Source organism: Bryocella elongata (genome assembly GCF_900108185.1).
GTDB classification, from domain to species: domain Bacteria; phylum Acidobacteriota; class Terriglobia; order Terriglobales; family Acidobacteriaceae; genus Granulicella; species Granulicella elongata.
Genome location: NZ_FNVA01000002.1, coordinates 639143 through 663706 on the forward strand (window position 1 = coordinate 639143; position 24564 = coordinate 663706).

Annotated in this window: 24 protein-coding genes; 8 read left to right on the plus strand and 16 right to left on the minus strand. The window is 63.2% G+C overall.

Annotated features, from left to right (window positions below):
- Positions 1-90 precede the first annotated feature (90 nt).
- The 3 genes from C4S68_RS09005 to C4S68_RS09015 all read right to left on the minus strand — a co-directional run bounded on the left by C4S68_RS09005 (position 91) and on the right by C4S68_RS09015 (position 3788).
- Positions 91-1113, minus strand: coding sequence for a carotenoid biosynthesis protein (locus C4S68_RS09005; protein ID WP_103932692.1), 1023 nt, complete (start codon positions 1111-1113; stop codon positions 91-93).
- A 12-nt stretch (positions 1114-1125) separates the two neighbouring features.
- A complete protein-coding gene (locus C4S68_RS09010) occupies positions 1126-2712 on the minus strand; it encodes a sigma 54-interacting transcriptional regulator (RefSeq protein ID WP_103932693.1) in 1587 nt (528 codons plus the stop codon).
- A 242-nt stretch (positions 2713-2954) separates the two neighbouring features.
- Entirely contained in the window at positions 2955-3788 is an 834-nt protein-coding gene (locus tag C4S68_RS09015; RefSeq protein WP_103932694.1) for a hypothetical protein, read from the minus strand.
- 180 nt (positions 3789-3968) lie between these two features.
- Here C4S68_RS09015 and C4S68_RS09020 point away from each other — a divergent pair, with 180 nt between their 5' ends.
- Entirely contained in the window at positions 3969-5591 is a 1623-nt protein-coding gene (locus tag C4S68_RS09020) for an amidohydrolase family protein (RefSeq protein ID WP_103932695.1), read from the plus strand.
- 73 nt (positions 5592-5664) lie between these two features.
- Here the strand turns inward: C4S68_RS09020 and C4S68_RS09025 are convergent, their stop codons facing one another.
- The 4 genes from C4S68_RS09025 to C4S68_RS09045 all read right to left on the minus strand — a co-directional run bounded on the left by C4S68_RS09025 (position 5665) and on the right by C4S68_RS09045 (position 10468).
- On the minus strand, positions 5665-5964 hold the full coding sequence (locus C4S68_RS09025; RefSeq protein WP_146072086.1) for an ABC transporter: 300 nt from the start codon (positions 5962-5964) through the stop codon (positions 5665-5667).
- A 383-nt stretch (positions 5965-6347) separates the two neighbouring features.
- Positions 6348-7598, minus strand: a complete 1251-nt coding sequence (rho, locus tag C4S68_RS09035; RefSeq protein WP_103932802.1) for a transcription termination factor Rho — start codon at positions 7596-7598, stop codon at positions 6348-6350.
- 394 nt (positions 7599-7992) lie between these two features.
- A complete protein-coding gene (locus C4S68_RS09040; protein ID WP_103932698.1) occupies positions 7993-8205 on the minus strand; it encodes a hypothetical protein in 213 nt (70 codons plus the stop codon).
- Between the two features lie 622 nt (positions 8206-8827).
- Positions 8828-10468: a YifB family Mg chelatase-like AAA ATPase gene (locus tag C4S68_RS09045; protein WP_103932699.1), complete on the minus strand. Its 1641-nt coding sequence runs from the start codon at positions 10466-10468 to the stop codon at positions 8828-8830.
- Positions 10469-10727: 259 nt separating this feature from the next.
- Here C4S68_RS09045 and C4S68_RS09050 point away from each other — a divergent pair, with 259 nt between their 5' ends.
- Both C4S68_RS09050 and C4S68_RS09055 read left to right on the plus strand, forming a co-directional pair.
- On the plus strand, positions 10728-11720 hold the full coding sequence (locus C4S68_RS09050; protein WP_160115073.1) for a HEAT repeat domain-containing protein: 993 nt from the start codon (positions 10728-10730) through the stop codon (positions 11718-11720).
- A gap of 134 nt (positions 11721-11854) precedes the next feature.
- Positions 11855-13348 (plus strand): L-serine ammonia-lyase, encoded by a 1494-nt coding sequence (locus C4S68_RS09055; RefSeq protein WP_103932701.1) that lies wholly within the window; start codon positions 11855-11857, stop codon positions 13346-13348.
- Between the two features lie 94 nt (positions 13349-13442).
- Here the strand turns inward: C4S68_RS09055 and C4S68_RS22925 are convergent, their stop codons facing one another.
- Positions 13443-13715 carry a hypothetical protein gene (locus C4S68_RS22925; protein ID WP_146072087.1) on the minus strand — a complete coding sequence of 91 codons (273 nt, stop codon included), beginning with the start codon at positions 13713-13715 and terminating at the stop codon, positions 13443-13445.
- 5 nt (positions 13716-13720) lie between these two features.
- On the opposite strand from C4S68_RS22925, the gene C4S68_RS23945 reads away from it, so the two are divergent.
- Together C4S68_RS23945 and C4S68_RS09070 are read left to right on the plus strand one after the other, a co-directional pair.
- Positions 13721-13999, plus strand: coding sequence for a type II toxin-antitoxin system RelE/ParE family toxin (locus tag C4S68_RS23945; protein WP_103932703.1), 279 nt, complete (start codon positions 13721-13723; stop codon positions 13997-13999).
- 90 nt (positions 14000-14089) lie between these two features.
- The gene (locus C4S68_RS09070; RefSeq protein WP_103932704.1) at positions 14090-14611 is read left to right on the plus strand and encodes a hypothetical protein; all 522 of its coding nucleotides are present in this window, start codon (positions 14090-14092) and stop codon (positions 14609-14611) included.
- Here C4S68_RS09070 and C4S68_RS09075 read toward each other — a convergent pair.
- Entirely contained in the window at positions 14608-15381 is a 774-nt protein-coding gene (locus tag C4S68_RS09075; RefSeq protein WP_160115074.1) for a class I SAM-dependent methyltransferase, read from the minus strand. The genes C4S68_RS09070 and C4S68_RS09075 overlap by 4 nt on opposite strands.
- An 80-nt stretch (positions 15382-15461) precedes the next feature.
- Here C4S68_RS09075 and C4S68_RS09080 point away from each other — a divergent pair, with 80 nt between their 5' ends.
- Positions 15462-15842, plus strand: a complete 381-nt coding sequence (locus tag C4S68_RS09080) for a VOC family protein (RefSeq protein ID WP_103932706.1) — start codon at positions 15462-15464, stop codon at positions 15840-15842.
- A 22-nt stretch (positions 15843-15864) separates the two neighbouring features.
- Here C4S68_RS09080 and C4S68_RS09085 read toward each other — a convergent pair whose 3' ends face one another.
- A complete protein-coding gene (locus C4S68_RS09085) occupies positions 15865-17061 on the minus strand; it encodes an acetyl-CoA C-acetyltransferase (RefSeq protein WP_103932707.1) in 1197 nt (398 codons plus the stop codon).
- A gap of 593 nt (positions 17062-17654) precedes the next feature.
- Between C4S68_RS09085 and C4S68_RS09090 the strand changes: the two genes are divergently transcribed.
- On the plus strand, positions 17655-18365 hold the full coding sequence (locus C4S68_RS09090) for an RsmE family RNA methyltransferase (RefSeq protein ID WP_103932803.1): 711 nt from the start codon (positions 17655-17657) through the stop codon (positions 18363-18365).
- A 201-nt stretch (positions 18366-18566) separates the two neighbouring features.
- Here the strand turns inward: C4S68_RS09090 and dnaJ are convergent, their stop codons facing one another.
- The 5 genes from dnaJ to C4S68_RS09115 all read right to left on the minus strand — a co-directional run bounded on the left by dnaJ (position 18567) and on the right by C4S68_RS09115 (position 23223).
- Complete coding sequence (dnaJ, locus tag C4S68_RS09095) at positions 18567-19706, minus strand: molecular chaperone DnaJ (protein ID WP_103932708.1); 1140 nt, start codon at positions 19704-19706, stop codon at positions 18567-18569.
- A 59-nt stretch (positions 19707-19765) separates the two neighbouring features.
- Complete coding sequence (locus tag C4S68_RS09100; protein ID WP_103932804.1) at positions 19766-20332, minus strand: nucleotide exchange factor GrpE; 567 nt, start codon at positions 20330-20332, stop codon at positions 19766-19768.
- Positions 20333-20492: 160 nt separating this feature from the next.
- Positions 20493-21560 (minus strand): heat-inducible transcriptional repressor HrcA, encoded by a 1068-nt coding sequence (gene hrcA, locus C4S68_RS09105; RefSeq protein ID WP_103932709.1) that lies wholly within the window; start codon positions 21558-21560, stop codon positions 20493-20495.
- A gap of 180 nt (positions 21561-21740) precedes the next feature.
- The gene (locus C4S68_RS09110; RefSeq protein WP_103932710.1) at positions 21741-22574 is read right to left on the minus strand and encodes an Mrp/NBP35 family ATP-binding protein; all 834 of its coding nucleotides are present in this window, start codon (positions 22572-22574) and stop codon (positions 21741-21743) included.
- A gap of 118 nt (positions 22575-22692) precedes the next feature.
- Positions 22693-23223 (minus strand): acyl-CoA thioesterase, encoded by a 531-nt coding sequence (locus C4S68_RS09115; RefSeq protein ID WP_103932711.1) that lies wholly within the window; start codon positions 23221-23223, stop codon positions 22693-22695.
- Positions 23224-23280: 57 nt separating this feature from the next.
- Here C4S68_RS09115 and C4S68_RS09120 point away from each other — a divergent pair, with 57 nt between their 5' ends.
- Complete coding sequence (locus tag C4S68_RS09120; RefSeq protein WP_235011472.1) at positions 23281-23574, plus strand: tetratricopeptide repeat protein; 294 nt, start codon at positions 23281-23283, stop codon at positions 23572-23574.
- 187 nt (positions 23575-23761) lie between these two features.
- Here the strand turns inward: C4S68_RS09120 and C4S68_RS09125 are convergent, their stop codons facing one another.
- Positions 23762-24529 (minus strand): TIGR03435 family protein, encoded by a 768-nt coding sequence (locus tag C4S68_RS09125; RefSeq protein WP_103932713.1) that lies wholly within the window; start codon positions 24527-24529, stop codon positions 23762-23764.
- Between the last annotated feature and the right edge of the window lie 35 nt (positions 24530-24564).

Below are 24564 nucleotides of genomic sequence, written 5' to 3' on the forward strand. Positions count from 1 at the left end.
GATGGCTGGACACGGCCCGGCAAGCGGCTTTGACGGCGGCCACGAGGACGCACTCACTGTTTCAAGACGGTGAATTTCAGGTGTGGAGGTTCAGGCTGATGCCGGTTCCGTCGAGGAGCCTTGGATGGCTTCCCTGGCCTTCGCGGAACTCTTTGTGAAGGGCAGGAGATGCAGCAGGATGCCGAGTGCTCCGTTGCTGCAGGAGACGGCGGTCATCCAGCGGCTCTCGCGGTAGAAGCCGAAGGCGAAGAACAACATCAGGAAGAACAGGTGGAAGTAGACGGGCGCGAAGGTGGCGAGTGAGGGGATGGTGCGGCGCGGTCTGGGTCTGCGCGCCCAGCCTGTGACGGCGGTGATCAACAGCAGCGCGGCGAAGAGAGAGAAGCGTCGCGGGGAGGTGATGCTGAGGTGACGCGCGACGAAGGGGTAGAGAAGTACTTCGTTGAAGGTGAGCACGAGCTGCGAGGCGATGAGGCTGAGTGCTGCGACGAGTGGGAACTGCCAGGCGGCGATCCTGTGGTGCTGGGTGTGGTCATGGCGGACGATGAGTCGCTCGAACCAGCGGCTGAAGAAGGAGTAGCCGAAGACCACGGTGATCCAGCCGACGAAGTTGCCGTAGGGGATGCCGAACCACTGCGTGGTGAGCGCGTTGTATTGCGGGGGCCAGTTCCAGTGCCACATGTGCAGGCGGTAGGCGACGACATCGAGCGAGAGGTCAACGTTGAGCGCGAGCAGCGTATCGAGCGCGGCAGCGGCCTGCCAGGGCAGGCGAAGGGCGTCGCTGAAAATGCGCGAGACGTACATGATGACGGCCCAGTCGCAGCCGATGCAGAGAGGGATGTTGAACGGAGCGTGGCCGAGCATGATGCCGAAGTGGCCGTAGGTGTAGCTGTGCGAGCGGACCTCGAGGTACTCGAGCAGAAGACCGAAGCCGAGCCCGCCGAAGATGTACGAGAGTGAGCCGATGCGGCCGCGGCGGATGGCGTGCGCGAGGCAGAGCGCGAGCATCGCGTAGCTGGAGAGCTCGAACGCGGGAAAGACCCACGCGGGCGCGGGGCCATAGGGAATGCCAGGGAAGGGCAGCATGGCTGCGGATAGTGTAGCCGCAGCCATGCGGGCAGCAGGCTAGTTGAAGCCGCGGCGGGTGCGGTTGAAGGCCTTTTCGGCGAGGGCTTCCTTCTCGCGTTCGCGGGAGCGTTCGCCCATGTTGGCGGCGTCTTCGTTGCGGCGGCGTTTTTCGCCGGCGGTGAACGTGCGGGCTTCGGAGCGGGAGATCTTCTTGTGGGCGGTCATGCCTTCGAGGAGGAACTCTGCGGCGGAGACGGCGACCTCGACGGGTGTGCGGCTGGTGACCTTGAGCGGCGTGAGCTTGTCGAAGAGGCCCTGGATCTCCTGCATGGTGGTGAAGATGGTCTGCGAGGGCTGCTTGTCGTTGAGTTCGACGGCGCCGCCGAGGTTGAACCACTGCTCGATCTGCTGGGTGTTGGTGTCGGCGAAGTAGCCATCGTAGATCTGCGCGACGGCCTGGCGGATGATCTCGCGCACCACGATCTCGGAGCCCTTGAGCTCGCCTTCGTACTCGAGCTCGATCTTGCCGGAGATACCGGGGAGTGCGGCGTAGATGTCGCCGACGCGGGGCACGACGAGCGACTCGCCATGGATCAGGGCGCGGCGTTCGGCGTTCGAGAGCACAAGCTCCATCGTCGAGATGGGGAGCCGCTGCGAGACGCCGGAGCGCTTGTCCACCTTCTTATCATCGCGCGCGATGAAGGCGATCTGCTCGACGATCTGGCGGATGTAGTGCGGGATCTGGATGTTCTCAATGGTGGGGCCGGACTGCTTGGGCACATCGACGTAGGTGCGTGCGGTCCAGGCCTCCTGCGCGGTGATCTCGATGGCCTCTTCGACGGACTCGGGATAGTGCGTGCGAATCTCAGAGCCGATGCGGTCCTTGAGGGGGGTGACGATCTTGCCGCGCGCGGTGTAGTCCTCGGGGTTCGCGGAGAAGACAATGGCCACGTCGAGCTCGAGGCGGACGGGGTAGCCCTTAATCTGCACGTCGCCCTCCTGCATGATGTTGAAGAGGGCGACCTGGATCTTGCCCGCCAGGTCGGGGACTTCGTTGATGGCGAAGATGCCGCGATTGGCACGGGGCAGCAGGCCGTAGTGCATGGTGAGCTCGGAGCCGAGCTCGTGGCCGGAACGTGCGGCCTTGATGGGATCAACATCGCCGATCAAGTCGGCCACGGTGACGTCGGGCGTGGCGAGCTTTTCGACGTAGCGGTCTTCGGGAGTCAGGTACTCGATGGGGGTTTCGTCGCCGAGTGCGGCGATGAGGTCCTTGGAGAACTTGCTCAGCGGCTTGTAGGGGTTGTCGCGCAGCTCGGAGCCGGCGACGTAGGGCGTGAAGGGATCGAGCAGGGCGGTCAGCGAGCGCAGGATGCGGGACTTGGCCTGACCGCGGAGGCCGAGCAGGATGAAGTTGTGCTTGGAGAGCACGGCGTTGACGACCTGCGGAATGACCGTGTCGTCGTAACCGACGATGCCTGGGAAGAGCGATTCTCCGGCTTTGGAGCCACCGGGCGCGATCTCGCGCAGGCGGCCGATGAGGTTGTCGCGCAGCTCATCCTTGACGCTGCGTCCCACGCGTTCCGGCGTGAATTCCGAGGTGCGAAGCTGGCCGAGGGTGCGCGGGAGGGTGGGAATCGCCATGTTCTGAGTATAGATGTGGCGCGAAGGTCAAAGTTGCGCGCGGAGTGCTGGCGAGGCGTTTGGGATGCGCGATGCGCACGCAATGGCGCAACGGCATCGCCGCATGGAACGGCGCACGGATGCCGGAGCTTTCGTCCTGGCGTCGATCGTGTTGAGTGATCTGTAGCCTGCAATGCCGTTTGGGCGACAGACTGGCGTATTCGGTCGGAGGCAGAAAGGTCCCAGGCGCGGGTGTCAGCCCGCTAGCAGTTGTCGGCGCCCGCGAGGCAACGACTATCCGGTGGAACCTGAGGCGGAGTTTCGTCGACGAGCTTGTAGTCGGTAGGCACCTGCATCATGTCGGCCGAAGGCTCCGCGCGCTCGATCTGGGTGACGGCGACGAGTTGCTCGCCGGTGCGGGGATCGTTGTGCCGAATGATGAGGTAGATCGAGAGCTCGGCCGAGTACCAGTACTCGTCGGTGATGGTGACGGGTTTGCCGGTGCCGCTCTGGTCGGCGGGGACGATGCGGGTCTTGCGGGTTCCGGTGAGGGTAACGCCGCCGAGGTTTTGATCGCCGAGAGCCGTGACGGTGACGCCGGGAAACTTAGGCTGCTGGTCTGGCGGACGCATCATTGCCGGCGTTGACGGAGGCCGCGGCAGTACGCTCTGGCGCGCGATGTGCGTTGCCGTTTCGGTGTAGATGTTCTCGCGCGTGTTGGGGTCGTAGAAGTGCGCGGAGATGAGCCGGGGTTTGCCGTTGAACGTGGAGGGTACAAGCGCGCGGCGCTCGTTGCGGATGCGTCCCGAGGAGGAGCGCGCGATGTGGTTCTCCGTCTTGACGACACGCTCGGTGCCGTCGGGCATCACCTGGTGGGAGACGATCTGGACCGAGGCAGTGAAGGGCGCGTTGGGGATGGGGGTGACGAAGATGCCGTCGATGTGGATCTGTACGCCACGGTAGTCGCGGGGCATAGGAGTGCGCGGGGTGGCCGGGGCGTTGGGCGCGGAGGTGATTGAGGGCGTCTGCGCGTGGCTGGTCAGCGCAGCGGAAGCGAAGAGGACAGGAGCCAGCAGAAGCCAGGCGCGACGCAGCATCACAGGGGACCTCAGGAGATTGACGTCGCGAGAAGAATATAGCGCGCGGGCTTCCGGGTGAAGAGGCAATTTGCGAAAGGTGCGGTTTCGTGTTGACGCCAAGTCCCGAAGGAAGGCCGTGGCCGGCGTCTGCGCGGTTATACTCGCAGCACATCAACACTTCAGCTGCTCGGGAGACGTATGCGCCAGCGTGTTCGCGGTGGACTTGTCCTTGTTGCCTTGGTTGCGGTCGCGCTTGCCCATGGGCAGAAGTTGACGCCTGCACCTCCGCGCTCGCCGAGCGATGGCGGAGGCCCGTACACGCGGCTGGTGATTCGTGGGATCACGGTGATCGATGGCACGGGCGCGGCGCCGATGGGGCCGGTGGATGTGGTGGTGGAAGGCAATCGCATCGTGGATGTGGTGAGCGTGGGCGTGCCGCATCGGCCGATACGGGACAAAGGACGGCCAGCGAAGGGTGAGCGGGAGATCGATGGTACCGGCAAGTACCTGATGCCGGGATTCGTCGACACGCATGTGCACTACGGCACTCCGGACAAGGCTCCGGATGCGGAGTACATGAACAAGCTGTGGCTGGCGAGTGGTGTGACGACGGTGCGTGGCGTGCCGGGCGGCGGGCTCGACTGGACGCTGAAGGAGCGCGAGCGCAGCGCGAAGAACGAGATCACGGCGCCGAGGATCTATGTCTATCAGCCGGCGTTTACGGGCGATGGATGGAAGGACAAGCCGGAGAAGACTCCGGAGCTGGGGCGGGAGTGGGTGCGGTTCCTCGCAGGCAAAGGCGCGGATGGCATCAAGCTGTTTGGCGGAGATCCCGATGTGGTCGCGGCGATCCTGGATGAAGGCAAGAAGTACAAGCTGGGATCGCTGGCGCACCTGGGACAGGAGAGCGAGCCGCGGCTGACGGCGATCGACGCGACGAGGCTGGGGCTGCGCACCGTGACGCACAGCTATGGGTTGTTCGAGTCGATGCTGACGCAGACCACGGTGCAGGATTATCCCGCGGACCAGAACTACAACGACGAGCAGATGCGTTTTGGGCAGGTGGCGAGGAACTGGGACAAGATTGCGCAGCGCGGCAGTCCGCAGTGGAATGGATTGATCGACGAGTGGGTGAAGGGCGGCACGGTGCTGAACCCGACGTTCACGATCTACTCGGCCGGGCGCGACCTGATGCGCGCCTACACTGCGGAGTGGCACGACCAGTACACGCTGCCGTCGCTGATGCAGTACTACCAGCCCAATCGCGAGAACCATGGATCGTTCTTCTATAACTGGACGACCGAGGATGAGGTCGCGTTCAAGAACTACTTCCGCATCTGGATGGAGTTCATCAACGACTTCAAGAACGCGGGTGGGCACGTGACGGTGGGCACCGACGCGGGCTTCATCTATCAGACGTATGGGTTCACCTACATCCAGGAGTTGGAGATGCTGCGCGAGGCGGGGTTTACGCCGCTGGAGGTGATCCGGTCGGCGACGCTCTATGGCGCCGAGGAACTGCAGAGCCCGAAGCAGGACACGGTGGACTTTGGGATCATTCGCCCGGGCAAGCTGGCGGACATGGTGATCGTCGGGGAGAACCCGCTGGCGAACCTGAAGGTGCTGTATCCGACGGGATGGATGCGGCTGAACGATGCGACCGGAAAGACGGAGCGCGTGGGTGGGATCGAGTACACGATCAAGGATGGCATCGTGTTCGACTCGAAGAAGCTGCTGGGGGATGTGGCGGAGATGGTGGCGAAGCAGAAGGCCGCGATCAAGGGGCCGGTTACGTTGCAGGGGGTCAGTAAGACTTACTAGAAATTGGGGCTGCCGACGTCGCCGTTGGTTTGACTAACAATTCATGAGACCGCAGGCACTGACGTGTCTCCGGCTACCGAAGCTCGAAGGACTCCAGACTTTGGGGATGGAGCGGTACGTAGTCGTCCTCGTTGAAGTCACGGTATCCGGCCCTCAGTTCCGCTCCGGGGCGCGCGCCCTCGATGATCGCCAGAGTTTTCTCAAACGTCGGTTCGGGCGTGTTGGTGTGAATGAAGATGTTGAAGATGCCCGTGCCGAAGTCATGTCCGTCGACCAATACATCCGGATCGTCTCCGAAACCGGAACGGAGTAGTTCCTCAAGGGGCTGCAGTTCGTTGAAGCTTTCCATTGTTGAAGATTCAAACTCAATCACGAGTTGATGCTGTGGGGCGCCCATGCCCGCATTATCGCTACCGAATTTTGGGACCACAAGCCAGGTGCGCAGAAAGATACGTGCGGTCGTGGCTGAAACGGTTGATTCGTGTCGGTGCAGTGAATGACTTCGGGGTCCTTCGGCTTCGGCTCGCAAAGGCGCGAGCCTTCGCTCAGGATGACAATTTTGGGGGAAGAAAGCGAAAGGGCGCAGCTTGTTGGCTGCGCCCTTCTTCCTCTCAGTACCACCCGAGAGATGCCGGTGAACGCTTGGCTCGCGGTTGCGAGGGCGTTCGATTTGGTTTGAGCTCGTGTTTGAGGGCCCGGGGCTGAAGCCCTTTTCCGGGCGGCCTGTTCCGCGAGCTAACGCCCGCTGCTACTCCCTTACAGCGAGCTCATGTTGTGGAGGAACTCCTGGTTGTTGCGGGTCTTGCCGAGCTTGTCGGAGAGAAGCTCCATGGCTTCGACCGGCGAGAGCGGGTTGAGGACCTTGCGGAGGATCCAGGTGCGCTGCAGATCGTCCTTGGGGATGAGCAGCTCTTCCTTACGGGTTCCCGAGCGCTGGATGTCGATCGCGGGGAACACTCTCTTATCGACCAGCTTGCGGTCGAGGATCACTTCCATGTTGCCGGTGCCCTTGAATTCTTCGAAGATGACTTCGTCCATTCTGGAACCGGTGTCGACGAGGGCGCTGGCAATAATCGTCAAGCTACCACCTTCCTCGATGTTGCGGGCCGCGCCGAAGAAGCGCTTTGGCCTTTGCAGCGCGTTGGAATCGACACCGCCGGAGAGGACTTTGCCTGAGGGCGGGACGATGGTGTTGTAGGCGCGGGCGAGGCGGGTGATGGAGTCAAGCAGGATGACGACGTCGCGCTTGTGCTCGACGAGGCGCTTGGCCTTTTCGATGACCATCTCGGCGACCTGGACGTGGCGTGCTGCGGGCTCGTCGAAGGTCGAGCTGATAACTTCGCCCTTGACGCTACGCTGCATGTCGGTGACTTCTTCCGGGCGCTCGTCGATGAGCAGGACGATGAGGACGACTTCGGGGTGGTTCGCGGTGATCGAGTTGGCGATCTGCTGCATCAGGACGGTCTTGCCGGTGCGCGGCGGAGCGACGATGAGACCGCGCTGGCCCTTGCCGATGGGGCATAGCAGATCCATGACGCGGCCGGAGATGGCCTCGCGCACGGTCTCCATCTTGATGCGCTCCTGCGGGTAGAGCGGCGTCAGGTTGTCGAAGAGAATCTTGTTGCGGGTCTCTTCGGGCGACTCGAAGTTGATGGCCTCGATCTTAACCAGGGCGAAGTACTTTTCGCCTTCGTGGGGGCTGCGGACGTTGCCGCTGATGGTGTCGCCTGTCTTGAGGTCGAACTTGCGGATCTGCGAGGGCGAGACGTAGATGTCATCGGGGCCTGGCAGGTAGTTGTAATCGGGCGAGCGGAGGAAGCCGTAGCCATCGGGGAGGATTTCGAGCACTCCCTCGGCGAAGATGTGGCCTTCTTTTTCGCTCTGAGCCTGAAGGATTTTGAAGATGAGGTCCTGCTTGCGCAGGCCGCTGGTGCCGGCGATATCGAGGGCGCGGGCCAGCTTGCCGAGCTCGGCAATGGACTTCTCTTTAAGCTCGGCGATGGTCATGAGTTCCTGGGTGCTTTCAGTGGACATGGTTCAACTTTTCTTTGGAAGGGGATATGGGTCTTGCAGGGAGCGGGAACCCGCTCGGGTGTTGCGGCAAGGATGTTGCAGAGGAACGAACGGACGACAGATGAGAACAGCAACAGCGGACGTGCTCAAACCTGAAAGGTCTTGGCAACCTCAGCGCAGAAGGTAGGAACTAGGAAGATTGGAGACAGCCTAGCAGAGAAGCGTTGCTTGCGAAAGAGCCGCGATGCCTCCCGGAGTGCCCTGATTTGCACAGGATGGGTACTTCCGGGAGGTGGGAGCGCCACGGTTCGGTCCGGTTGGACCTCGTTGGCGGGCGGCGAAACGACAAGCTGATCAAGTCTGTGGCTGGAGTCTGAGTGGAGTGAAACTAAGCGGCACGCCGGGAAGGAATCGCGAGGTCCGCCTCGACCTGCTCGCTCATCGGGACGGTGTCCTTGAAGCGATCGAGAACCTCATTGGTGGTGTCCTGGAGGCGGGTGTTCGGCTTATGCAGCTTGCGGGTCGCCTTGGAGGCGAGCTGGCAGAGCTTATAGCGGTTCGTGACGTGGGTGAGGGCTCCAAAAATCAGATCTGAGCGCATGAGATGTTTTCTCCTTGGCAAGGGATTGGCCTGGGTCGTCTTGTCCGTTTGGGACCCTTTGGGCGAATAGCTTGAGCGGTGATTCAGCTGGGGACGTTCGTACTTGCAACAGGGCTGCACGCTGAGGATCCCGCTTCGCTGGCGAGGCCAGCTTCTTGATCCTCGTTCCTTGATTAGACGTGTCCGGAGGGTGCAAGGGCGCAAGTCCTTTGCGAGCCGGACAGGCGATAACGTCATCGGCCCAGGTCCGCCTGCTGATCAGGCCTGTTCCTCAAACTTTATCGGGTTCCCGCAGATACCCAGAACTCGAGCATGCACACGAAGGGGTAAACCGCCGATCGGGGGCGAGCACTACGAACTGAGGCTGGCTGTGGGGATGCAGCAGAGCCGCTGGTGTCAGTCAAAGGAAAGCCCGGGAAGCGAACCGCAAGGAACGCAGACGGGAGGAATTTCGTGCCTCTGGCTGACTACCTTATGCACCATACCGCTTGCTATGGCTCGGGTCAATCCCTTTTTCTGTTGGAAAGATCGGGGGAAATTCCAAAATCGGGAGGTTTTGGAAGCGGGAATCAAACAAGGGCTTTGTTTTTCAGTGGGATACCTGATGACGCGAGTGATCGTATCACGACCAATGGCTCCGGTCGAGGGTCCTGTATTGAATGGCTTCGGCGAGGTGCTGGACGGTGATGGAAGGTGCGGCGGCCAGGTCGGCGACGGTGCGGGCGACCTTGAGGATGCGGTCGTGGGCTCGGGCGGAGAGCCCCTGGGAGACCATGGCGCGTTCCAGCAGGCGCTCGGCTTCGCTGGAGAGCTCGCAGAAGATTCTGATCTGCTGGGTCGACATCTGGGCGTTGGAGAAGACCTTTTGCCTGGGTGCGGTGCGGGAGGAGCCTCGACTGCGGGGATCGGAGGCCGGTGGGGGAGGCTGTCTGCCGGAATCCGGAGCGTTGGCGTGGAAGCGGGCGTGCTGGCGCTCGCGCGCGGCGAGGACGCGGGAACGGATCTCGGCGGAGCCTTCCTGGGCGGAGCCGCCGCGCAGCTCCTTATATTGCACGGCTGGGACCTCGATATGGATATCGATGCGGTCGAGAAGAGGGCCGGAGACGCGGGAGATGTAGCGCTGGATGAGGGGCGCAGTGCAATGGCAGCGGCCGGAGGGATCTCCGCGGTAGCCGCAGGGGCAGGGGTTCATCGCCGCCGCAAGCATGAAGCGCGCCGGGAAGCTGAGCGACATGGAGGCGCGGGCGATGGTGACCTGCCCGTCTTCGAGCGGCTGGCGCATGACCTCGAGGACGTTGCGGGGAAACTCGGGGAGCTCGTCGAGGAAGAGCAGGCCGTTGTGGGCGAGAGAGACCTCGCCGGGGCGGGGGATGATGCCTCCGCCGATGAGGCCTGCGTCGGAGACGGTGTGGTGAGGCGCGCGAAAGGGGCGCTGTGTGACGAGGCCCGCATCCTTATCCAGCACGCCCGCGACAGAGTGGATCTTGGTGGTCTCGAGGGCTTCCTCGAAGGTGAGCGGAGCGAGGATGGAGGGCAGCCGCTTGGCGAGCATGGTCTTGCCGCTGCCGGGCGGGCCGATCATGAGGATGTTGTGGCCGCCAGCTGCGGCGACCTCGAGGGCACGTTTGGCCACGAGCTGTCCCCGGACGTCGCGGAAGTCGGGGAGCGCATGCTCGGAGCCCGCGAGAAGCTGTTTCGTGTCGACGCGCAGTGGCTTGGCGAACATGGACTGCTTGCCCGAGGCAAAGCCGTTGAGGAGCTCGCGGACCTCGAGCAGCGAGCGGACGGGGAAGACGTCGACTCCATCGACGACGGCGGCTTCGCGGGCGTTTGCGGCGGGCAGGATGACGTTGCGGATGCCGGCGGCTCGCGCGGCGATGGCGATTGGAAGCACGCCCTGGACCTCGCGGAGGGTGCCGTCGAGTCCGAGTTCGCCGACGAGGACGAAGTCGTGGACTTCCTTGATCGTCAGCGCGCCATAGGCGCCGAGGATGCCGATGGCGATGGGGAGATCGAAGCCCGAGCCTTCCTTCTTCAGGTCGGCGGGCGCGAGGTTGATGGTGATGCGGGTGGTGGGGAGATCGAAGCCGGAGTTGCGGATGGCGGAGCGGACACGGTCACGCGACTCGCGTACGGCGGCATCGGGCAGACCTACGGTGGAGAACTCGTCCTTCTCGGTCTTGTATCCGGCGAAGTCGATCTCAACGTCGATGAGGTGCGCGTCGATCCCATAGACCGCGGCGCTGCGAGTCTTGAAGAGCATGATTTGAACCGGTACTCGGAGTAGGAAGCGGTTGCGGGTGAGTGTAGCACCCGGTACCGGCGGTGGAGGGAAGTTGTGGGCGACGGTCGTCGTGGGATGGGGTAGGCTGTGGGCTGAGAAAACAGCGGAAGGGCCGGTGAACCAAAGGAAGGCTGAGCCGCATCGAAGTCCCTGACCCGTTTGTGACGCATGATGTTGAAGGGCAAGGCCGATTGCTGCTGCGGCAGCCGGACGAAAGAAGGTGGCGAAGGTGAACGAGATGACGACGAGGAAGTACACCGGGCCCGTGGCGGAACTGCGGGGGAGCCTCGCATGGCGCCGCGTGCCGCGGCTGGGATTGGCGGGCGTTGCGGCGATGGCGCTGATGAGCGTGGCCGCGGGCGTAGCGCAGGGACAGGGCAAATCGAAGCCTGCAACGAGCAGTGCGGACGGGGCCGTGGTGGGCGAGGTGACTCGCACCAAGGCCGACGCTATCGCGCAGTCGTGGCAGCTGCTGTCCGACGCGGTGCATGACGACAAGCACGTGGATCTTCAGATCCAGGCGCTGGGTGCGCTGGGCACGCTGGGTACAAACTCCAAGGCGGCTGAGCTGATCACGGATGCTTTCTCGGCGAAGGATGTTGATACGCGAACCGCAGCGGTGCTGGCGGCCGGGCAGACAGGGAACCACGCGCTGGATGGGCACCTGCGCGAGGCGCTGAATGCTCCAGAGCCGCAGGTGGCGTTTGCCGCAGCGACGACGCTGTGGAAGATGGGCGACCACTCGGGAGAGGACCTGCTGCTGGCCGTTGTCGATGGAGACCGCAAGGCCTCGGCACCGCTGGTGGGTGGAAGCATGCACCAGGCGAGTCGCGAGATGCACAACCCTGCGTCGATGGCCAAGCTGGGTGCGGAGACGGGAGCTTCGCTGCTGCTGGGGCCGTTTGGTTTCGGCGTGACGGCGTATGAGTACATCAAGAAGAACGGCGGCGATACGGCGCGGGTGCAGGCGGTGGAAGACATCGCGCAGATACATCTGCCGGAGACGCGAGCCACGCTGGAGGCGGCGCTGGAAGACAAGGACCCGACGGTTCGTGCGGCGGCGGCCAAGGCGATGCGCAGCTATCACGATGAGAAGGCGCAGCACTCGCTGGCGCAGCTGTACTTCGATACGAAGAAGCCGGTGCAGTTCAGCGGAGCGGCGGCGTACCTGGTGAGTGCGGGTGCGGTCGCGATGCCCGCGCCGAGTCCTGCGGACCACACGGGCAACTGAGCGGGGAAGACTAAGGGGCGTCGAGGCGGGTCGGAGTATCGGCCCGCCTTGTTGTGTTTGGTTCGTCCGACCAACCGGTCTGAGGATGGGACGTGGAGCGCGCAGCGCCCTACAATGGAGCATCGGGCGGGTGCATGCAGACAAGTCTCTTCGAACTCTTCAAGATTGGTATTGGACCTTCGAGCTCACACACGGTGGGACCCATGCGCGCGGCGCTGGCGTTCGTGCGCGAGCTTGCGCGTCGTGCAGAGTATGGCTCGAGGATCACGGTGGACTTGTATGGTTCTCTGGCGCTGACAGGCGTGGGACACGCGACGGATCGCGCCATCGTGATGGGGCTGCTGGAGGAGTCGCCGGACACGGTGGACCTCGATGGCATTGAGGCACGGATCGACGCGCTGAAGGAATCGAAGACGTTGACGTTGCTGGGCAAGCATGCGATCGCGTTTGATCCCGCGACGGACCTGCGCTTTCATCGCGACCGGATGTATCCGGATGGCGTGGAGACGCACCCCAACGGGATGCGCTTTGCGACGCTCGATGAGGCCGGAGCGGTTCTCTTCGAGCAGGTGTACTACTCCATCGGAGGCGGGTTCATTCTTACGGCTGAGGAGTTCGCGAACAAGGCCAGTGCTGCAGGGGATCGCGTAGTGCCGTATCGCTTCACGAGTGCAGCGCAGTTGCTGCAGCTTGGCGTCGAGCATGGCAAGACCATTGCGGAGATGGTGCTCGCGAACGAGGTCGCACTGCTGAGTGATGCGACGATCGCGCGCCGCATCGACCGCATCGTGTCGCCGTTTCGTCCGGGGAATGAAGCTCCGCCATCGCTGGAATCGATGACCCCGGAGGAGCAGATTGAGGCTGCCGTGCTGACGTTGTGGCGGGCGATGGAGGACTCGATTGAGCGCGGCAAGCAGACGGAAGGCACACTGCCGGGTGGGCTGAATGTGCGGCGTCGTGCTCCGGGTTTGGCTCGCCGGCTAGCGAGGATGGATGAGGCGGGAGCGCATCGCGACCCGCTGGCTCCGCTGGATGATGTGACTCTGGCCGCGATGGCGGTGAACGAAGAGAACGCTGCGGGGGGGCGCGTGGTGACTGCACCGACGAATGGCGCGGCAGGTGTTGTGCCGGCGGTGGCGTACTACTTTCTGCGCCATGCTTCGCACGGACTGAGCGATATCGAGAAGGAACGCGGGTTGCTGCGATACTTCCTGGCCTCGGCTGCGATCGGCGTGCTCTATAAGGAGAACGCGAGCATCTCCGGTGCGGAGGTTGGCTGCCAGGGTGAAGTGGGTGTGGCGTGCTCGATGGCGGCGGGTGGTCTTGTTGCGGCGCTGGGTGGCGACAACGACGCAGTAGAGCATGCGGCTGAGATCGGCATGGAACATAACCTCGGGATGACGTGTGATCCGATTGCGGGGCTGGTGCAGATTCCGTGCATCGAGCGCAATGGCATGGGCGCGGTGAAGGCGGTCAATGCCTCGCGCCTGGCGATGAACGATCCGGGCGTGCACAAGATCTCGCTGGATCAGATCATCGATACGATGTACCGCACGGGGATGGATATGCAGTCGCGGTACAAGGAGACTAGCCTCGCGGGGCTGGCGCTGAACATCATCGAATGCTGAGGTTGTGACGAGGGGCGTGCATCTGCATTTTCATCCTGTCCCTGAATGGAGCGCTGGCCTAGCCGCCATGCGGATGACGCTCGTCATGGCTTCGCTATGCCTCAGTGGCGGCTTGACTCGGTAAACGAGGGGGGGCTAGTTTTTTCTTATGTCGGTCGCCCTTACCCCCGAACAGGAACAACGACTGCAGCACCTGGCCGCTCAAACATCCCTCTCGCCTGACGAACTGGCGCAGAGGGGTGTTGACCGATTCCTCGATCAGGAAGAAGAGTTGCTCCTTGCGGTGAAGCGCGGAGATGAAGACATCGCGGCAGGCCGGACAGTTGAGCACGAGGTCGTTGTGGCTCGAATCGAGAACCTGCTTCACGGCCGATGAGAATCGTCTGGACAGAGAGCGCGGCGGACGATCTTGCTTCGATTGTGGAACACATCTCTGAAGATAGTGTCGAGGCTGCAAGATCGGTGGCTCGGGCCATCTTTGCGGGCGTTCTGAACCTACGCCAGATGCCGCATGTTGGACGAAAACGATCCGCGGACAATTCGAGAGAACTTGTCTTTGCTCCGTGGCCCTATGTGGTCTTGTATGAGGTCTCCGGCGACCGGATCTACGTGAAGGCGATCCGACACACCTCACGCGACTGGTCCAGATAGGCTTCCACGCTACAAGGAGACGAGCCTTGCGGGGCTTGACGCAACATCATCGAGTGCTGAGCGCGTCGAGGCTGTGATACCGTCTTTCGCATGCGATGGCAGAGCCTGATCTTCGCCGCAGCGCTTCTCTGTGCGCGCATGGCCGTGGCACAGGGCAATCGGGGGCCATCGACTGCGGCCGAGCGTGCGCGGGCTCTCGCTGCGATTGGGGATCTGGAGCAGCACCCTTTGGGCGACAAGGCGCAGGAGGAGCGGTCATGGCTGCTTCGGTGGTTGACCGAGGTTCCTGATGTGCATGTGCTCACGTGCATCGTGGTGCCGGGCATGAGCAAAGGGAACAACCGTACGGGGTCGCTGATCCTCTTCCAGATGATGGCGGGCGGAGCGCGCTATGCGATCGAGCACAAGGACGAGCCGGACAATCCTGTGGCCCAGTTTCAGGCTGGAGTGCGCAGCGGCCTGAGGGCGTACGAGATGGTAGTAGCGGCGAACCCGAGCAATCGGCAGGCCGGGATGGAAGAGGTTCTGCAGCTGAGCAAGGCAGGCGAACTGGACGCGTGGGTGGCGCAGCGAGTCGCGACGGTCTGCATGTCCGCCCCGAAGGGTCACTAGAACCGGCCGACGTTGATCCAGTAGCGTGTCGCGAGGGTGATGCGGTCCTCGACCGCATAGCGTGAGAAGACGTCACGAAGGCGGCCTTCGAATTCGGGGAAGCGTGGATCCTCTGGTAACGGGGAGTGCGACAACGAGCGCATGAGACCCAGGAGTTCAGGCCAGGTGAGGAGCATTGCGCCTTCGATCTGTTCCTGGCGATAGTCGCGGACGAGGAACTCCGGGAGCCTTGCGTACTTCGCGTAGGCGTCGCGTGTGCTGTTGCCGCTCGAGGTCATGGAACGGAGCAACGCCTCGATAGCGAGGTTGGCGTCGAGCGCATCATCGGCGCGTCCGAAGGCGACGCTGACGAACCAGCCATCGGTCCTGAGGATGCGGCGGGCTTCGGCCATTGCCTGGTCGACATCGAACCAATGGAAGGCGCGGCCGCAGCAGACGAGATCGATGCTGTGCGCGGCGATGGTGGTGGCTTCGGCGGTTCCATCGACGACCTGGAGAAGATGCTGACCGGGGTGAAGCAGGATGCAGGCCCGACGCATCTCGGCGTTGGGTTCGACGGCGAAGACCGAGTTGCCGTTGGCGAGGAAGATGTCGGCGAGCATGCCGGTGCCTGCACCGATGTCGGCGATGAGCCAATCCGGCGTGAGGTCGCACCATTCGCGAAGGCGTGGCAGCACGATCGATGCGTCGTAGCGCTCGCGATACTGGTCGTAGTCGGCGGCGCGACCAGTGAAGCGGCGGGTGTTGTCGAGCATGGAAGTTTGACCCATGGAGGTTTGACGCATGGAAGTTTGACGCATGGAAGCGCAGCGACGCACGCGTTTCGGATGACTATGATGGATGGCGAATCATGATGACCTTCGATCACCTGGCGATCTTTGTTGTGGACGTGGAGCGCAGTGCGGCGTTCTATGAGCAGGTTTTCGGCTTTGCGCGAATCGCTGAACCCTTCGAGGATGGGCTGCACATCTGGCTCGAGATCGGGCCTGGGAACTCACTGCATATTGTTGGAAATGCGGCGACCGCGAAGACGCAGGAGATCACGCATCACATGGCGTTTCGCACGGACGATCTGCGCGGCTTCATGGAGCGCCTGGATGGGATGGGCGTGGTGTACCGCAACTTTCGAGGCGATGGGAAGGTTGGGCCGCGACGGGACGGAGTGCGACAGCTCTACTTCCAGGATCCAGACCAGTACTGGATCGAAGTGAACGACGGACCCAAGGCGTAGCTTCCGAAGGCAACGGAGAGAGTCAGCAGCGCTCGAGGGCCATGGCGACGGAGTTGCCGCCGCCGAGGCAAAGGGCTGCGATGCCTTTGCGTGCATCGCGGCGCTGCATCTCGTAGAGCAGTGTGACCAGGACGCGAGCGCCACTGGCTCCGATGGGATGACCGATCGCGACTGCGCCACCGTTGACGTTGACCCGAGTGAGATCCAGACCGAGTTCCTTCGTGACGCCAAGGGCCTGCACGCTGAAGGCCTCGTTGAGTTCGAAGAGATCGACTTCGTCGATGGCCCAGCCAGCGCGAGCGAGTACCTTCTGCACACCGGTGACGGGAGCCAGGAGCACCCACTTCGGCGCGACGCCGCTTGTGGCCTGTGCGCGGATCGTTGCAAGCGGCTGGAGGCCGAGCTCGCGTGCTTTGTCCACTGACATGAGGATGACGGCTGCGGCAGCGTCGTTCACGCCGGGGGAGTTGCCGGCGGTGACGGTGCCGTCATTTTTGAAGGCAGGCTTAAGGGAAGCGAGTGCCTCGAGGGATGCATCGTCCCGGATGCTCTCGTCGTGTTGCACGACGGTGGGATGGGCCCCGCGCTTTGTGGAGGGGATGGTGACGGGAACGATCTCTGCGGCGAAGCGACCTGCAGCGCGAGCGGCGGCAGCTTTGCGATGTGAGGCGAGTGCGTACTCATCCTGTTGCTCGCGGGTGATGTTGAGTTTCTCGGCGACGAGCTCGGCGGTCATGCCCATGTGCCAATCATCGCAGGCGCACCACAGGCCATCATGAATCATGGAGTCGATGGCCTGGGCGTCTCCCATGCGTGCGCCTTTGCGCATGGATGGAAGAAGATAGGGCGCGTTGGACATGGACTCCATGCCGCCGGCGACGACGATTTCGCTGTCGCCCTGCGCGATGGCTTGCGCTGCGAGGCCAATGGCCTTGAGCCCGCTGCCGCAGACCATGTTGATGGTGAGAGCTTCCACCGTGTTGGCGAGACCACCACGTAGTGCAGCCTGTCGCGCGGGGTTTTGTCCGAGTCCGGCGGGAAGCACGCAGCCCATGATGCAGTTGTCCGGATCAGAAGAGTGGATGCGGGCACGTTCGACGGCGGCACGCACGGCGATGGCACCCAGATCGATGGTGGTGAGCGAGCTGAGTGCGCCGAGAAATTTTCCGACCGGCGTTCGTGCGGCGCTCACGATGACGACGTCGCGTGATGAAGACATGCGATGCGACTCCTCTACGATGCGAAGCCTTCAGCCTCGGCGCGACAAAGTATACGGCGCAGAGTGGAGCTCTAGCGAGTGGGTTCCGCTCTTGCGGGCTTGATGAAGAATCGCCAGTGTTTATGGGGTGATTTGCGCGCAGGGCAAAGCGAGTGCGTCGAGTGAAGAGCCTCTCGTTGCATCTTCATGCAGGAGGTCGAAGCTGACCGGTGTGATCGGCGACACACGTGACGCACGAAAGTTGCGCGCATGAGGAGGTGAACTCGAGTTCGAATGGATCACTTGCATCGCGACGTGCAACCGTTCCTGCGTGCGTTCGCATGCATTTTTTTCTTGACTCTGTGTCGCGCTAAATCTATACCTTCGTTAGTTGCATCACTGCTCGTGATCGCGACATGGGAGCGCAGGCAAACGCAACCAAGGCAAGGCAACCAAAAAAGGCAACACACTCGGGGACGCCATAGGCGTCCCCGAGGTGTTTAAGAAATGTGCGGACAGTAGACAGTAGAGACGTAGGCAGAGAGAAGAGATGAGCGGAAAGCGATGCGAAGGGTGACGGCGTGATCGCCGAAGGGACGCAGTATCCTGTTGGTATGACGCGACGTCGATGGATCGCCGATGAGTGGAACGACACAACCGCAACGCTGACGGGAGACCAGGCAGTGCATCTCGCGCGTGTGCTGCGTGCGCAGGCCGGGCAGGTGTTCGATGTGGTCGCAGGTGGATTTCTCCGCCGCGCTGAGATCACGAGTGTGGGTGAGCGCGAGGTGGTCTTCTCGCTGGGCGAAGAGCTGGAGATGGATGCATCGTTGCCGGTGCATCTGCTGATGGCGGTGTTCAAGTTCGATCATCTGGAGTGGGGGCTGGAGAAGGCGACGGAGCTGGGCGCGGCGCGCATTACTCCGGTTCTCGCGCGGCGCACGGAGAAGCACCTGGCGCAGGCAGCGGCGAAGCGTGTGGAGCGGTGGCGGAAGATTGTGCGCGAGGCCGCGCAGCAGTCGCGACGCAGCGATGTGCCGGTGGTGGATGATCCTCTGGTCCTGAAGCTCGTAGTGCCTACGGTGGAAGCGACGACGAAGCTGCTGCTCGCGGAGACGGAGCAGGAGAACTCGTTGAGCAGCGTGCTCGCGAGTCAGCCAGTCAGCGAGTTGGCGATGGCCATCGGACCCGAAGGTGGTTGGGCTCCGGATGAGATGAAGCTGTTTGATGAGTCGGGATGGAGAGCGGTGACGCTCGGGCCGCGGATTCTTCGCGCGGAGACTGCGGCGATCGCGGCGCTGGCGGTTTGTGGGGCATTGCTCTAGCTGGTTTCCTGGGGAGTTCAAACCAGATTGCTGTAGAGGTCTGAGGTTTGAGGGGAACAGGTATGAGGTACTCAGCGCTGCGGGGTGGTGTGCATGGGCGGAACGAATTCGGGGGTCCTTCGCCTGCGGCTCAGGATGACGACGAAAGACAAGAAGGGCGGCCGCATGGCCGCCCTTCTGCATTGCTGTTGAGTGTCCGAACTAGCTGAACATCTCCTTGACCTTGTCGAAGAGTCCGCGCGAGGTGGGGGTGTTCTCCATCTTGATCTCGTCGGAGAGCTGCCGAAGGAGATCCTTCTGCAGCTTGTTGAGTTTGGTTGGCGTCTGCACGCGGACCTCGACGATGAGGTCGCCCTTGCCATAGGAGCTGAGGTGCGGCACGCCCTTGCCCTTGAGCTTGAACTCCTTGCCGGACTGCGTACCTTCGGGGACCTTGAGGGTCTCCTTGCCGTCGAGGGTCGGGACTTCGATCTCCGCGCCGAGGGCGGCCTGCGTAAAGCTGATGGGGATCGAGCAGTGGATGTCGTCGCCATCGCGCTCGAAGAACTTGTGCGCTTTGACGGTGAGGACCACGTACAGATCGCCGGGTGCGCCGCCGAAGCGGCCCGCATCGCCTTCGCCGGTGTAACGGATGCGTGTGTCCTGCTCGACGCCGGCGGGTACCTTGACGAGGATCTTGTGCTCGCGCTGAATGCGGGCTTCGCCGTGGCAGGTCTTGCAGGGGTTGCGGACGACGGTGCCGGTACCGCTGCAGATGGGGCACGTGCGCGCGATGGAGAAGAAGCCCTGCTGCGAGCGGACCTGTCCTCGACCGCCGCACTGCTGGCAGGTCTCGGGAGCCTTGCCACCTTCGGAGCCTGAGCCTTCGCAGACTTCGCAGGCTTCGGCGCGACGGATGGTGACTTCGCGCTCGACGCCGAAGACGGCTTCTTCGAACTCGAGGCGCATGTCGAACTTGAGGTCGCGGCCACGCTGCTGACGCGAGGCGCGTCGTCCACCCTGGCCGCCCATGTTGAACATCTCGCCGAAGAGATCGCCGAAGATGTCGTTCAGGTCGGCGCCCTGCTGGAAGGGGCTGCCCTGTCCACCGGGGAAGCCACCGGAGCCGTTGACGCCGGCGTGGCCATAGCGGTCGTAGGCGGCGCGCTTGTCGGGATCGCTCAGTACCCCATAGGCCTCGCTGCAGGCCTTGAACTTCTCTTCGGCCTCAGGATTGTTGGGGTTGCGATCGGGATGATACTGCATCGCGAGCTTGCGATAGGAGGTCTTGATCTCCTGGTCGGAGGCGGTGCGCTCGACGGAGAGGATCTCGTAGTAGTCAAGTTTCATCGTAGGGGGCATGAATCGATTCCAGTGAGTAGAGAGTAGTGAGTAGAGAGTAGAGAAAGACGGTACGGAGACTACTCGCTCTTCTGGGCTGGGTTGATGGCGATGCGTACAAGTGCGGGACGGAGGAGCTTGTCGCGCAGCTTATAGCCGCGGCGGATCTCTTCGAGTACCGAGTGGTCGGGATGCTCGAGCGTCTCGATGCTGCCGAGGGCCTCATGCACGCGGGGATCGAACTCTTCGCCAACGGTTGCGACGGGCTGCACGTTCAGGTTGCGAAGCGCGTCTTCCATCTGCTTCAGGATGAGCTCGACGCCGGTGCGAAGCTGTGCGGCGTCGCCCTTACTGTTGAGCGCAAGGGCGAAGTTGTCCATGACGCCGAGGAAGGGCTCGACGGTCTGCTGGACGGTGTAGTCGCGCGCGTCCTGGCGCTCCTTGGCTTCGCGCTTGCGGGCGTTGTCGAATTCGGCCTGCAGACGAGCGAGGCGATCCTGCGACTGGAGGAGCTGCGAGGCGAGCTGGTCGCGCTCGCCGCGAAGCTGCTCGAGCTCGGCGTGGCTCTCGTTGGTGTTTCCGGCTTCGGCCTGGGCAGCTTCGTGCGCTGCTTCCTGCTCGGGGGTAAGGGTGGTGTTTTCGGACATGTTCTGTTCCTTTCCGTCTTGTCCGCGCGACCAGCGCGCGAAGCGATCTTTGAGGCCTTCGGAGTTGAGCGGTGGCATATCGCTTCCTGTTCATCGCAGCACTTGGACTGCGGGGATTCGCTCGGGCTCGAGAGGCCGGTTGCAGAGAGTTGGATGTTGGCTACGGCGTTGCGGGATCACGCAGCCGGTCGAAGACCTCTGCGACATAGCCCACGGCGTCGATGGTGCGGTTGTACTGCATACGGCGCGGGGCGAGAACGCCCACGGCGCCGGAACTTCCGTCGGCCACGCGCGCTGGCGCGGCGACGAGGACGAGGCCTGCCATACCGGGCTGCTGGTCTTCGAGATCGAAGACGACGCGAACGCTGGTTTCGCGGGCATCGATGTAGGCGTTGAGGAGTTCGACGAGGCGCTGCTTTTCTTCGAGCGCGGCGAGCAGGGCGCGAAGGCGCTCGCGGTCCTGCGGATGCGCGAGCAGATTGGTGATGCCGTCGAGGTAGACGACGGGCTGCGACGCGGAGGCCGGGATCGCACTGGCCCAGAGCTCGATGGCGTCGTGGAGTTCCTGGTAGGTGTGGCGCTCGGTCTCAAGACGCCGTGCCAGGTCGGCACGGACGCGTTCGATGTTCCAGCCGCGAAAGTGCTCGTTGAGGAAGTTGGAGGCGCTGTTGAGCTCGACGGGAGTGAGGTCGCGGCTGAGCGCGAGGACGCGATCGCGCACCATGCCGCTGCGCGTGACGACGACGGCGAGGATGCGGCTGGGAGCGAGCCGCGAGAAGTGCACATGCTCCAGGAGATCGGCAGCGGTGGAAGCTCCGATGGCGAAGCCCACGCCGGAGCTCAGCGCGGCCAGTACCTGGGAGGTGCACTCCAGCAGGGCATTTGCGCCGGCGACGCCGGCGAACTGCGAGTCGATCTGGGACCTCAACTGGGAGCGGACCTCGGCCTGGCCGGCGAGCTGCGCGGTCGTGGGCGAGACCTTGAGCTGCGAGACGTAGAGACGGAAGCCGGCAGCTGAGGGGATGCGGCCTGCGGAGGTATGGGGCTGGTCGAGAAGCCCGGCGTCGGCGAGCGATGCCATCTCGTTGCGGATGGTGGCGGAGCTCATCGCGTGGTCGAAGGCGACGTGCGCGAGCGTACCTGAGCTGACGGGCTCGCCGGTCTCGATGTACTGCTCGACGATGGCGATGAGGATCTCGCGCTGCCGGGTTGTAAGAGGGCCGGACATAAGGGGTCTCGGGCGGAGAGAGCGCCGCTATGTCTATTTTACTGATGTTGTCAAAAGGGCGAGGGGTCAGGGCCCAGGGCTTAGGGTCCAGAGGGACTGGGTTCAAGGTTTTCCGTGATTTCGGTGCAACGCAAGCCCGGGTCCCTTGAGGGACCCGGGGCACCCGATTCGGTGGCCGACTTAGCTGATCTCGAGTACGTCCTCGGTGCTTTCGGCTATCTCCTTGGAGCGTGCTGCGACCTTTTCGGCGATGGCAATGAACTCCTGGCCGCGTTTGGTGGCGCCGCCGGCGAGGGCAGCGGGCAGGCCACGGTCGCCGCCTTCCCGGACGTGCGGATCCATGTCGATGGAGCCGAGGAACGGCAGCTTGAACTGCTTTGCGGTCTGTTCGGTGGCGCCAGCGCCGAAGATATCCATGATCGTGCCATCGGGCAGCGTCATCTGGCTCATGTTCTCTACAAGTCCCATCACTTCCACGTTCACCTGCGCGAACATGCCGAGGGCCTTGCGCGCGTCTTCCAATGCGACCGAAGATCCGGTCGAGACCACGACAGCGCCGGTGAGGGGTACCGTCTGTACCAACGAGATGACGACGTCGCCGGTGCCGGGGGGCAGGTCTACGAGGAGGAAGTCGAGCTCGCCCCAGGCCACCTGGGTGAGGAACTGGCGGATGATCTGGTGGAGCATCGGTCCGCGCATGACCATGGGCTTGTCGCCGGGAGCGATGAGGCCGATGGAGATGAACTTGACGCCGTGCGCGGTCAGCGGCTCGATGGTGTTCTCGCCGACGATGTTGGGCTGGCGCGTAGCGCCGAGCATGGTGGGCACGTTGGGGCCGTAGATGTCGGCGTCGATGAGGCCGACCTTGTAGCCCAGCTTGGAGAGCGCGATGGAGAGGTTCACCGCGACGGTGGTCTTACCGACACCGCCCTTGCCGGAGCCGACGGCGACGATGTGGCGGATGCCACGAAGAGGAAGGGGAGCGGGGGGAGCTGGTGCGTGTCCGTGTGCCATGGAAACCTCAAAGTGAGTAGAGAACAGTGAGTAGTGAGTAGTGGTTTTGCGGTGCGTACTGCTTCTGGTCAGCGAGAAGGAGTCTACTCACTACTCACTGCCGTCTGCTCACTCGCTTCTAGACGTGCCACTCCGGCGGCAAGGTCGCGCGGAGCTGTTTCTTGCGCATCACCTCGGCGGAGCGCATCTCGCGGCGGCGGCCTGCATCTTCGAAGCGGCGCTTCTGGTGGTTGGTCTCAGGGATCACCTGCGGTACGGGGACGCGGTTGCCGAGGGGGTCGAGCGCGACGAAGGTGAGGTAGGCGGAGGAGACGTGGCGCAGGATGTTGCCGCGCGGCTCTTCGACCATGCACTTCACGCCCACCTCCATGGAGGTGTTGAAGGCGCGGTTGACGCTGGCCTTGAGGATGAGGATGTCGCCGACACGGACGGGTGCGACGAAGTCCAGGTGGTCCATGCTGACCGTAACCGGGATGGCGTGCGAGTGGCGGCTGGCGGTGAGCGCGCCGACGAGGTCGATGAACTGCATCAGGCGGCCTCCGAAGAGGTTGCCGAGAGGGTTGGAGTCGGCCGGAAAGATGATCTCGCTGCGTTCGGACTGCGACGCGGAGACGAGACGCGGCGCGGGGGCTTGCATCGCTTCACTCATAGCATCTTTATTCTATCGGTCCGTTGTCTTTATGCTATCGACATGGACAGGATTGCGATGTTGCGAGAGATTCTTGCCGCCAACCCGGCGGACGCGTTTGCCCGCTATGGGTTGGCGATGGCGTTGGCTGGCGAAGGCAAGACGGATGCGGCGCTGGATGAGTACAACGAGATCATCGAGCGAACGCCGGACTACGTTCCGGCGTACCAGATGTCGGCGCAGGTGCTGGTGAAGCTGGGGCGGATCGACGACGCGAAGGCGCGGATTGCCGCGGGGCTTGAGGCTGCGGAACGGACGGGCAATGCTCATGCTGCCAGCGAGATGACCGGGATGTTGGACGAGCTGGGGTAGCTTGCCTGCGTGGTGGGTCTGGGATTTCCTGGGCGATGTGTCGGGCTTTCAGCCCTATGCCATCTCTTGTGCCGCAGCCTGGGCCTTCGGCCCAGGCTAGTATCTGTCGGGCCTTTGGCCCTGCTACATGACGCGCCGATGGACAGCGTTGCGCTGCGAACAGTTCCGCGATTTGTGGGGCGGGGCGCTAGTTCGGTGTTGGCACGGCGTCGACGCTGTCGATGACCAGCACCTGGACGGGGACCTTGGCTGCGTTGAGCTTGAGGCCGCAGGTCTCTTCGAGCGCGGTGAAGAGCGACGGGAGCGTCGAGGTCGCGTCGTCGTCGCGGGCGAACTCGATGCTGAAGTCGTACCTGCCCGTGAGGCCGGTGCGGTCGACGACGGGCTTGGCGATCAGCGATGAGGTGTAGGTCGCGAGGTCGGTCATCGACCAGTTGAGGCCCTTCAGGTTGCCGGGATTGACGTTCTGACGGAAGCCCGGGAAGGTCGCGCCGTGCGTGGGCGTCAGCTTCGCTCCGTGCTTAGCGATGACGAGGATGTAGCCGGGTTCGTCGCGCGTTTCGGTGTGGCAGACGAGGTGGAAGCGCTGCTGCAGCAGGTCCTGCAGGCGCGGGCGCAGCTCTTCGCGCGAGAGGGCGACGCCGGCCTCGGGCTTGGCTGTGATGTCGTAGAGGTTGCCGGTGAGCCAGCGGGGCTCGTTGAGGATCTGCTTCGCATCGACGCCATAGGCGAGGCGGATGAGCATCTCCAGCGAGAGGTGTGAGGCCTTGAAGGTACCCATGCCGGGGCGCGACCAGCTGCCTTGCCGGGGATCGCCGTCGGGATCGGGGCGGATGGTGGCGACTTCGAAGGCGGGCAAGGCTGGTTTGTCGGTAGGAGCCTGCGCGGAGAGGCTGCAAGTCAGGATGCAGCAGAGCGGGATCGCGAGGAAGCGATGGCAGCGGCTGAGGGGCATGGTGGAGTGTAGACGCTGCCTGCGGCCGAAGAGTA